This window comes from Mycobacterium sp. SP-6446, from assembly GCF_001954045.1.
Classification (GTDB): Bacteria; Actinomycetota; Actinomycetes; order Mycobacteriales; family Mycobacteriaceae; genus Mycobacterium.
This window is the reverse complement of sequence record NZ_MBEM01000269.1, coordinates 35,406-45,239: the sequence shown is the minus strand read 5'-3', so window position 1 is coordinate 45,239 and position 9,834 is coordinate 35,406. Positions and strand designations below refer to the sequence as shown.

General features: G+C 69.1%; 8 protein-coding genes and 1 pseudogene. 5 read left to right on the top strand and 4 right to left on the bottom strand.

Features of this window, described 5'->3' with window-relative positions; translation table 11 throughout:
- Both A5736_RS25060 and A5736_RS25055 read right to left on the bottom strand, forming a co-directional pair.
- Window positions 1-1,294 (bottom strand): annotated as a pseudogene (locus tag A5736_RS25060) (primosome assembly protein PriA); the annotation flags it as partial.
- 78 nt (window positions 1,295-1,372) lie between these two features.
- The gene (locus tag A5736_RS25055) at window positions 1,373-2,107 is read right to left on the bottom strand and encodes a lysoplasmalogenase (protein WP_076249156.1); all 735 of its coding nucleotides are present in this window, start codon (window positions 2,105-2,107) and stop codon (window positions 1,373-1,375) included.
- On the opposite strand from A5736_RS25055, the gene A5736_RS25050 reads away from it, so the two are divergent.
- Together A5736_RS25050 and A5736_RS25045 are read left to right on the top strand one after the other, a co-directional pair.
- The gene (locus A5736_RS25050) at window positions 2,106-3,074 is read left to right on the top strand and encodes an alpha/beta hydrolase (protein ID WP_076249155.1); all 969 of its coding nucleotides are present in this window, start codon (window positions 2,106-2,108) and stop codon (window positions 3,072-3,074) included. The genes A5736_RS25055 and A5736_RS25050 overlap by 2 nt on opposite strands.
- 22 nt (window positions 3,075-3,096) lie before the next feature.
- The gene (locus A5736_RS25045; protein WP_076249154.1) at window positions 3,097-4,059 is read left to right on the top strand and encodes an alpha/beta hydrolase; all 963 of its coding nucleotides are present in this window, start codon (window positions 3,097-3,099) and stop codon (window positions 4,057-4,059) included.
- Window positions 4,060-4,064: 5 nt separating this feature from the next.
- Here A5736_RS25045 and A5736_RS25040 read toward each other — a convergent pair whose 3' ends face one another.
- Window positions 4,065-5,090: an AraC family transcriptional regulator gene (locus A5736_RS25040; protein WP_076249153.1), complete on the bottom strand. Its 1,026-nt coding sequence runs from the start codon at window positions 5,088-5,090 to the stop codon at window positions 4,065-4,067.
- A 75-nt stretch (window positions 5,091-5,165) separates the two neighbouring features.
- On the opposite strand from A5736_RS25040, the gene A5736_RS25035 reads away from it, so the two are divergent.
- The 3 genes from A5736_RS25035 to A5736_RS25025 are packed head-to-tail and all read left to right on the top strand — an operon-like array spanning window position 5,166 to window position 8,630.
- Window positions 5,166-6,551, top strand: a complete 1,386-nt coding sequence (locus A5736_RS25035; RefSeq protein ID WP_076249152.1) for a cytochrome P450 — start codon at window positions 5,166-5,168, stop codon at window positions 6,549-6,551.
- Window positions 6,548-8,026, top strand: a complete 1,479-nt coding sequence (locus A5736_RS25030) for an NAD(P)/FAD-dependent oxidoreductase (RefSeq protein WP_076249151.1) — start codon at window positions 6,548-6,550, stop codon at window positions 8,024-8,026. The genes A5736_RS25035 and A5736_RS25030 overlap by 4 nt, the downstream gene beginning before the upstream one ends.
- A gap of 40 nt (window positions 8,027-8,066) precedes the next feature.
- Window positions 8,067-8,630, top strand: coding sequence for a pyridoxamine 5'-phosphate oxidase family protein (locus A5736_RS25025; RefSeq protein ID WP_076249150.1), 564 nt, complete (start codon window positions 8,067-8,069; stop codon window positions 8,628-8,630).
- Here A5736_RS25025 and metK read toward each other — a convergent pair.
- The gene (metK, locus tag A5736_RS25020; protein ID WP_076125012.1) at window positions 8,623-9,834 is read right to left on the bottom strand and encodes a methionine adenosyltransferase; all 1,212 of its coding nucleotides are present in this window, start codon (window positions 9,832-9,834) and stop codon (window positions 8,623-8,625) included. The genes A5736_RS25025 and metK overlap by 8 nt on opposite strands.

Below are 9,834 nucleotides of genomic sequence, written 5' to 3'. Positions count from 1 at the left end.
CGCGGCCGAGCTCCTCGGCGGTGCGCCGAGCCCCCACGACGACCGCGCGCACCGCGTCGGACCCGCACCGCGCGCATCGCAGCGCCGGTTCGGCGCGGCCACACCAGCGGCACACGGCACCCAACCCGCGTTCCTGCAACGACAGCGGACCCGTGCAGTGCCGGCAACGGGCGATGGTGCGGCAGCGCCCGCAGGCGAGCGAGGGGACGTACCCGCGCCGCGGCACCTGAACGAGCACCGGCGCACCGGCCTCCAGCGACGCGCGGGCCGCGCCCAGCGCGATGGACGGTATGCGTGCGGTGCGGGCCGCCGGGTCGCGCTCGTCGGCGTAGCCGCTGTCGTCCAGGGCCACCACCCGGGGAGTGCGGGCGCGCACCACCGGCCGGGCCGCCACGATGTCGTGCGCCCATCCGCTGCGCACCAGCGCCTGCGCCTCGGCGGTGCGGGCATAGCCCCCGATTAGCGCCGCGCATCGCGCCTGATGCGCGCGCAGCATCGCCACCTCGCGCGCATGCGGGTACGGCGCCCGCGGCTCGGCCAGGCTGTCGTCGGCGTCGGCCCAGACCATGACCAGGCCCAGGTCGGACAGGGGTGCGAACACCGCGCTGCGGGTGCCGATCACCAGCCGGGCGCTGCCCCGCAACGCGGCGAGCCAGCGCCGGTAGCGCGCGGCCGGCCCGAGGCCCGCCGACAGCGCGACCACGCAGTGTTCGTCGATCCGGGCCGTCGCGGATCGCCACAGCGCGTCCAGATCGCCCTGGTCGGGCACGATCGCCAGCACCGCGCGCCCGGCGCGGATGGTCTGCGCGGCGGCCTCGGCGAACCGGTCCGACCACGACTCGCCCGGCAACGCCTGCCACACCGCGCGCGCCGCACGCGACTCGGCCAGGGCCGCCAGGAATTGCCCGCCGCGGGCGTAGAGCTCCCACCCCGACGGGTCGACCGGTGCCGGGGGCGCCGGGTGCGGGGGCGCCGCGGTTTCCCGCTCCACCCTGGCGTGCCTGGCCGGAATGGCCAGGCGCAGCACGTCCGGCCGGGTGCCGGCGTACCGCGCGGCCACCGCGTCGACCAAGCGACGGATCTCCGCGGTCAGCACCGGCTCGGGCGACACGACACGATCGAGCCAACCCAGCTTGCCGGCGTGATCGGTGTCGTTGCGGCGCTCGAGCAGGAACGCGTCGACCAGCCGGCCGTGAAAACGCCCCCGCACCCGGACCCCCGGCTGCGCATCGTCGGACTGCTCGGCCGAGACCAGGTAGTCGAATTCGCGATCCAGGTGCGGGACCGACAGCATCGGCAGCACCCTGGCGATGGGCTCCACCTCGACGGGTGTGCGCGGTTTGGCAGTCACGCTGCCTCGCGAGACGTGTTGCTACCCTTGGCTTTCAAGGTCCTCGGGGCTGTCATCGGCGGGTTGTTCTCGACCGAAAAAGAAACCGGCGGTGATCAGGATCTGGGCCGCGGCGTACGCCCACCAGATCGGCACCGCGAGCGCCTCGTTGCCCAGGATGAACCGGCCGATGCCGATCATCGCGTCCGACACGGCGAAACACACGGCCCCCACTGCGGTCCATATCGTCGGCAGCTCCGCCAGCAGTGCCGCGCACACCATGGCGGTCAGCACGACGATGTAGGCCGTGACCGCAAGCTTGTCCTTGCCCAGATGCGGCCACAGCCATGCCAGCAGTGACGTCGCCGCCACGCACATCACCGCGGCGGCGGCGAGGCGCGGCCGTGATCGTGCGCGCGCCAGTGGAAGCAGCGCGCCCAGAAAACACAGGTGCGCCAACAGGAACGCGGCCAGCCCGCCGACGAAGGACGGCCCCCACCACGGGATCGCGAGCAGCCAGTCGCCGACGGCCGACAGCAGCAGCGCCGGCATCAGCCAGCGCCGCTCGCGCACGATGGCGTGAACCACCGCGGCGACCGTCAGCAACAGCGCCATCGATGCCTTGAACGGCGGCTGCAGCACCCAATGACCGGTCAGCTCGATGCCCGGGGGCGAGCGCAATGCGATCACCGTCAGGTAGATGCCGTAGGCCAGTCCCGCCCAGCCGGCCACCACCCAACACCCGGCCACCAGGCGGGATGCGTACGGTACCTCCATGCCCGACTTGGAGAAAAAAGCCGACGAGATCGACCCCATCCTGCTGAAGGTACTGGATGCGGTTCCGTTCCGGCTATCGACCGACGACGGCATCGATGCTGCGCGCCAGCGGTTCCGCGACCTGCCGCGCCGCTCCTTCCATCCCGAATTGCGGGTCGAGGACCGGACCATCGACGGCCCGGCGGGCCCCGTCGGCATCCGGATCTATTGGCCGCCAACCGATTCCGAAGCCACCCCGCCGAGCATCGGCTGGCCGGTCGTCGTGTTTTTTCATGGCGGCGGCTTCGTCGTGGGCGACCTCGACACCCACGACGGCGAGTGCCGGCAGCACGCGGTGGGCGCGGACGCGATCGTGGTGTCCGTCGACTACCGGTTGGCGCCCGAGCACCCGTACCCGGCCGCGATCGAAGACGCTTGGGCCGCAACGCTTTGGGTCGCCGAGCACGGCACCGAGATCGGCGCCGACCGTGCCCGGATGGCGGTGGCCGGCGATTCGGCGGGCGGCACCATCTCGGCGGTGATGGCCCAACGCGCCCGCGCCGGCAAGGGCGGACCGGCGTTGGTTTTTCAGCTGCTGTGGTATCCGTCCGCGATGTGGGACCCCTCGCTGCCGTCGTTCACCGAGAACGCCTCGGCGCCAATACTCGACACCCGCGCCGTCGCCGCGTTCTCCCGGTGGTACGCCGGCGAAATCGACCTGTCCGATCCGCCTCCCGGGGTAGCGCCGGGCCGGGCGAAAGACCTGACCGGCGTGGCGCCCGCCTACATCGGTGTCGCCGGCCACGATCCGCTGCGCGACGACGGCATCCGGTACGGCGAGCTGCTGGCCGCCGCCGGTGTGCCCGTGGAGGTGCACAACGCCGAGACGATGGTGCACGGCTACCTCGGCTACGCCGGCGTGGTCCCCGCGGCCACCGCCGCGCTGGAGCGCGGCCTCGCGGCGCTGCGCAATGCGCTGTACAGGTAAATCCCTGGCGTATGTTGTACCAATGATTGAGCCCACCATCGCCCGACCAGGCATCGATCCGACGTTCAAGGCGCTGCTCGACGCCTACCCGATGACCTTCAAGGCAACCGACGGCGTGGAGGTCGCCCGCGCGCGGCTCAAGCAGCTTCAGGTGCCGGTGGAAATGCTTCCGCAGCTGCGGGTCGAGGAGCGGACGGTCGGGCACGGCGAGCTCGGCGACATTCCCGTTCGGATCTACTGGCCGGCCGGGGTGGATACGCCGTCGCCGATCGTCGTCTTCTATCACGGCGGCGGATTCGCGCTGGGCGACCTGGACACCCACGAGCCCGTCGCCCGCGCGCACGCCGTCGGCGCCGACGCCATCGTGGTGTCCGTCGACTACCGGCTCGCGCCGGAACATCCGTTCCCCGCCGCCGTCAACGATTCCTGGGCCGCGCTGCAGTGGGTCGCCGAGCACGCCGCCGAGCTGGGCGGCGACCCGGACCGAATCGCCGTCGCCGGCGACTCGGCGGGCGGCAACCTCGCCGCGGTCATGGCGCACCTCGCGCGCGAGAACGCCGGGCCCCAGCTGGCGTTCCAGCTGCTGTGGTACCCCGTTGTCACCGCCGACCTGTCACTGCCGTCGTACACCGAGAACGCCACCGCGCCGATCCTGGACCGCGACGTCATCGACGCCTTTCTGCCCTGGTACCTGCCCGGCATCGATATCAGCGACCCCACGACGCTGCCGGTAACCCTCGCCCCGGCCAACGCCCCCGACCTGTCCGGTCTGCCGCCCGCCTACATCGGGACCGCCGAACACGATCCGCTGCGCGACGACGGCGCCCGCTACGCGCAGCTGCTCAACGCCGCGGGCGTGCCCGCCGAACTGAGCAACGAGCCGACCCTGGTGCACGGCTACGCCAGCTTCGCCCTCGTGATCCCCGCGGCCGCCGAGGCCACCAACCGCGGGCTGGCGGCGCTGAAGAAGGCGCTGCACCCCTAAGGCGCTTAGCCCTGGCGTGAATACGCGCTGGGCGCAACGCCATACCAGCGTTTGAACGCGTGCGAAAACGTCGAGACTTCGGTGTAACCCAGCCGGGTGGACACCTCCTCGACCGTCAGCCCGACATTGCGCAGCAAGTCCACGGCCACGGTGGATCTCGCTTCGTTGAGCAGCGCGCGGAACGACGTTCCTTCCTCGGCGAGCCGCCGGCGCAGCGTTCGCGGGTGCACGTCGAGCTCCTCGGCGACGTCGGGAAGCGTTGGGAACACACCGGAATCGCGGAACAGCTTGCTGCGCACGAGCGCGGTGATCCCTCGCCGGCCCTGGCTGTTCTGCATCAGCACGTCGCACTGCGCCATGCACATTTCCAGCGTGTGCCGGTCCGCCTGCGGCAGCGGCTCGTCGAACATGGCGCGCGGAATGCGCACCCGGTTGTGCGCCCGGCCGAACGCGACGTCGTGCACGGGGACGACGTCGAGCAGCGGCCGCAGCAGTTCCTCGTCGACCGCCAGTTCGGCTGATACCTGGTCGGCGTATTTCTCCGCGACCGGCAGCACGAAAGTGTTTGTGGTCGCTAGGATTCCAGCGATGTCGCGCTCGATGAAGAAGCCCCGCACATCCGCGGGCAGGTGGCCGGCGTCAAGCTCGATCACGCACTCCTCGGCGGTTTCGAACAACGCGAGGTTGATCTGCATCGTGGTCAGCGCGAAATAGCGCATCGCGATGGAAAACAGTTCCCGAAGGGTGCCGCACGACATGACGGCAAACCCGAACAATCCCAAATGGGTAAGCGTGGACCGGCTGCCCACATCGACGCCGATGCCGGCCTCGCCCGGAAGTCGGGCGAGCACGCGGCGCACCGCCTCGATCTCGTCGAGGGCGCTGACCATGGTGTCGGGGTTGTTCAGGTCGGCAGGGCCGATGGCGGTGCCCGCCAGCACCTCGCTGGTCGGCACCCCGTGTTCGTTGGCCACCTCGCACAGCACCCGGGTCGCGTGCACGGTGTGACTCAGCGTCGGCGGCTGGTCCATGCGATGTCCTAAACTCCCAACTCCTTGTCCGATAATCTCATTACTCGGCGCCGGCGTCACCCCTACAGTTGAGTCATGGCGACCCTCACCGCTGAGCGGCCGCTGGCGGGCCCCGCCAGACGCCTGAGCTTTTGGACGATGACGCGCGAGGCCCTCACCGTCGGATTCGACGTGGGCGACGGATTCATGAGCCGGATATCCGGCAGCGATATCGTTCGATTCCGCTGCGCCAGTAGGCGTTTCGTCTCGATCAGTCACCCCGACTACGTCGATCACGTGCTACACGAGGCGCGGCTGAAATACGTCAAGTCATCCGAATACGAGCCGATACGCGCCACCGCCGGCATCAACCTGCTCACCGACGAGGGCGATTCCTGGGCGGCGCACCGCGGCCAGCTGAACCCGACCTTCGCCCGGCGCCACCTGAACGGCATCGTCGACCTGATGATCGACCCCATCGCGGCCGTCACCGACGAGCTGCCGACGGGCACCCGCTTCGACATCCACCAGACGATGGTCGAGGCGACGCTGCGCGTGGTCGCCAATTCCCTGTTCAGCCAGGACTTCGGGCCGCTGGTGGAAGGCATGAACGACCTGGCGAGGCGCGGGCTGCGGCATGCCGAGCGGCTGCAACGACTCGGGCTGTGGGGCCTGATGCCGCCCCCCGTCTACGACGCGCTGCACTGGCTGGCCTTCTCCGGCGTCCGCATGCCGCCGCCGCTGCGCGACATGCAGGACATCACGCTGACCCTCGACCGCGCGGTCAACGCCGTGATCGATCACCGGATGCTGCACCCGACCGACTCCGCGGACCTGCTCAACGTGCTGCTGCGCGCCGACGGTGGGCGCTGGCCCCGTCAGCGGATCCGCGACGAGGCCCTGACGTTCATGCTCGCCGGCCACGAGACCACCGCCAACGCCATGTCCTGGTTCTGGTATCTGATGGCGCAGCACCCCGACGCCCGCGACCGGATGCTCGCCGAGATCGACGACGTGCTCGGCGCTCGCCGACCTACTGCCGACGACCTGGGCAGGCTGCCGTGGACCACCGCGTGCCTGCAGGAATCGCAGCGCTACTACTCGGCAGTGTGGACCATCTCGCGGCGGGCCATCGAGGAGGACGTGATCGGCGGCCACCACATCCGTCGCGGCACCACCGTCCTCATCCCGATCCATCACATTCACCACGACCCGCGCTGGTGGCCCGACCCAGAGACGTTCGATCCCAACCGTTTTTGCACACCATCCGACCGGCCCCGCTCGGCGTACCTGCCGTTCGGCGGCGGCCGGCGCATCTGCATCGGGCAGAGTTTCGCGATGATGGAGATGGTGCTGATGGCGGCGATCATGAGTCAGCGCTTTACCTTTGACCTCGCGCCAGGCCCGCCCGTCGAACTCGAGGCGACGCTGACGCTACGACCGAAGGACGGAGTGCACGTGATCGGAAAGCCACGCGCATGAACCTCGACTACGATGCCCTGATCGTCGGCGCCGGGTTCTCCGGTATCGGCGCCGCGATCAAGCTCGACAAGGCCCGGCTGCCCAATTACCTCGTGGTCGAGGCCGGCGACGGTGTCGGCGGCACCTGGCACTGGAACACCTATCCCGGTATCGCCGTGGACATTCCGTCGTTTTCCTACCAGTACTCGTTCGAGCAGAGCCCGCGCTGGTCGCGAACCTACGCCCCGGGCCACGAGCTGAAGGCCTACGCCGAACACTGCGTGGACAAGTACGACATCCGGTCGCGGATCCGGTTCAACACCAAGGTGCTTTCCGCCGAGTTCGACGACGAGCGATCGCTGTGGCGGGTGCAGACCGACCCCGGCGGCGAAATCACCGCCAGGTTCTTGATCAGCGCCAGCGGCGTGCTGACCGTGCCGAATCTGCCCGATATCGACGGCGTGGACTCGTTCGCCGGCATCACCATGCACACCGCGCGGTGGGATCACGCGCAGGACCTCACGGGCAAGCGCGTTGCGATCATCGGCACCGGCGCGTCGGCGGTGCAAGTCATCCCCGAGATCGCCCCAATCGTCAAGCAGCTCACCGTGTTTCAGCGCACCCCGATCTGGTGCTTCCCGAAGTTCGACGTCCCGCTGCCCGCACCGGCGCGCTGGGCGATGCGCATCCCCGGCGGCAAAGTCGTGCAGCGGCTGATCACCCAGGCTTTCGTCGAGGTGACCTTCCCGATCGCGGTGCAGTACTTCACCGTGTTTCCGGTGGCCAAGAGGATGGAGTCGGCCGGGCTGCGCTACCTGCGTCAGCAGGTCCACGACCCGGCGGTGCGCGAGCAACTCACGCCGCGCTACGCCGTGGGCTGTAAACGGCCGGGCTTCCACAACACGTATCTGGCCACCTTCAACCGCGACAACGTTCGGCTGGTCACCGAACCGATCGACAAGATCACCCCTGCGGCGGTGGCCACCACCGACGGCGAAAACCACGAGGTCGACGTGCTGATCCTGGCGACGGGCTTCAAGGTGATGGACACCGACAACGTCCCGACCTTCGCGGTCACCGGAAGCGGCGGCCGGTCGTTGAGCCGCTTCTGGGACGAGCATCGCCTGCAGGCCTACGAGGGCGTCAGCATTCCCGGTTTCCCCAACATGTTCACCGTATTCGGCCCCTACGGCTACGTCGGCTCGTCGTATTTCGCGCTGATCGAGACCCAGACCCACCACATCGTGCGGTGCCTGAAGCACGCGCGGCGCAAGGGCGCGACGCGGGTCGAGGTCACCGAGGAGGCCAACGACCGCTACTTCGCCGAGATGATGCGCAAGCGACACCGGCAGATCTTCTGGCAGGACAGCTGCCGGCAGGCCAACAGCTACTACTTCGACAAGAACGGCGACGTGCCGCTGCGCCCGGCCACCACGTTGCAGACCTACTGGCGCAGCCGGCGTTTCGACCTCGACGACTACCGATTCACCGGCTAGACCGCAAATTCGGTTGCGGCCTTGCATTAAGCTTCGACGCGTGGCGAAAGAGTTTTCGCGTATCGACGAGTCGCTGCGGGAGTTCATCGGCGAGCAGGCCGTGTTCTTCGTGGCCACCGCTCCGTCCGAAGGCGGCCGAATCAACCTCTCCCCCAAGGGGTATCGGGACACGTTCGCGGTGCTGGACGACCACACCGTGGCCTACCTGGACATGTTCGGCAGCGGCGTGGAAACCATCGCCCACCTGCGCGACAACGGCCGCATCACCATCATGTTCTGCTCGTTCACCCGCAACTCGCGGATCCTGCGATTGTTCGGCACCGGCCGCGCGATCCGGCCCGATGACGCCGAATTCGAGGGCCTGCGAACGCATTTCGATGGCGAACATCCCGGCGTGCGGGCCATCATCGTGATCGACCTCGAGCGCATCGCCGACGCCTGCGGGTTCGCGGTGCCCTACTACGACCTGGTCGACGAGCGGCCGGTGCTCGACGCGCATCACGCCAAGGCGCCCGCCGAGTCCTATGTTCGCCTGGTCGAACGCAATCGGCGCAGCATCGACGGCCTGCCCGCGTTAGAGCCCGACCACCCGCTGCCTAGATAGCGCGCTTGAGCTCGTCGACCATGTTCAGCTGCTCCCACGGCAGCTCGACGTCGGTGCGGCCGAAGTGCCCGTAGGCGGCGGTCTGCGCGTAGATCGGGCGCAGCAGGTCCAGGTCGCGGATGATCGCGCCGGGCCGCAGGTCGAACACCTCGGGCACGATCTTCTCGATCTTGACCGGGTCGACGATCGCGGTGCCGAACGTCTCGATGAACAGCCCGACCGGGGCGGCCTTGCCGATGGCGTAGGCCACCTGCACCTCGACCCGCTCCGCCAAGCCGGCGGCGACGATGTTCTTTGCCACCCAGCGCATCGCGTACGCCGCCGAACGGTCCACCTTGGACGGATCCTTGCCGGAGAAGGCGCCGCCGCCGTGGCGGGCCCAGCCGCCGTAGGTGTCGACGATGATCTTGCGGCCGGTCAGGCCGGCGTCCCCCATCGGGCCGCCGAGGACGAACTTCCCCGTCGGGTTGACCAGCACCCGGGTCGCCGACGAGTCCAGCGTCTCGTGTGCAAGGTCCGCCAGCACGGTCTTCAGCACGTGCTCCCGGATGTCGGGATCCAGCTTCTTCTCCAGGTCGATGCCGTCGGCGTGCTGGGTGGACACGACCACGGTGTCCAGCCGGACCGGCACGTCGTCCTCGTACTCGATGGTGACCTGCGTCTTGCCGTCCGGCCGCAGGTAGGGCAGCGTGCCGTTCTTGCGGACCTCGGTCAGCCGCCGCGACAGGCGGTGCGCCAACGCGATGGGCAGCGGCATCAGCTCCGGGGTGTCGTTGATCGCGTAGCCGAACATCAGGCCCTGGTCGCCGGCCCCCTGGAGGTCCAGCGGATCCTGCTCGCCCTCGACGCGGGCCTCGTAGGCGGTGTCGACGCCCTGCGCGATGTCGGGCGACTGCGCGCCGATGCCGATGTTCACGCCGCACGACGCGCCGTCGAAGCCCTTGTCCGACGAGTCGTAGCCGATCTCCAGGATGCGCGCGCGCACCGTGTTCGTGATGTCCGCGAACGCCTCTTTCGCCGTCGTCGTCACCTCGCCCACGACGTGCACCTGCCCGGTGGTCACCAGGGTCTCGACCGCGACACGTGAGCGGGGGTCCTCCGCCAAAAGCGCGTCGAGGACCGAGTCGCTGATCGCGTCACAGATTTTGTCGGGATGTCCCTCGGTCACCGACTCACTGGTAAACAGCCGACCCTTCTCGCTCAC

Bases quoted from the DNA above. Each gene is read 5' to 3' on its own strand.
- A5736_RS25050 (WP_076249155.1), top strand. From the start codon at position 2,106: ATGCCCGACTTGGAGAAAAAAGCCGACGAGATCGACCCCATCCTGCTG.
- A5736_RS25055 (WP_076249156.1), bottom strand. From the start codon at position 2,107: ATGGAGGTACCGTACGCATCCCGCCTGGTGGCCGGGTGTTGGGTGGTG.
- A5736_RS25045 (WP_076249154.1), top strand. From the start codon at position 3,097: ATGATTGAGCCCACCATCGCCCGACCAGGCATCGATCCGACGTTCAAG.
- A5736_RS25040 (WP_076249153.1), bottom strand. From the start codon at position 5,090: ATGGACCAGCCGCCGACGCTGAGTCACACCGTGCACGCGACCCGGGTG.
- A5736_RS25035 (WP_076249152.1), top strand. From the start codon at position 5,166: ATGGCGACCCTCACCGCTGAGCGGCCGCTGGCGGGCCCCGCCAGACGC.
- A5736_RS25030 (WP_076249151.1), top strand. From the start codon at position 6,548: ATGAACCTCGACTACGATGCCCTGATCGTCGGCGCCGGGTTCTCCGGT.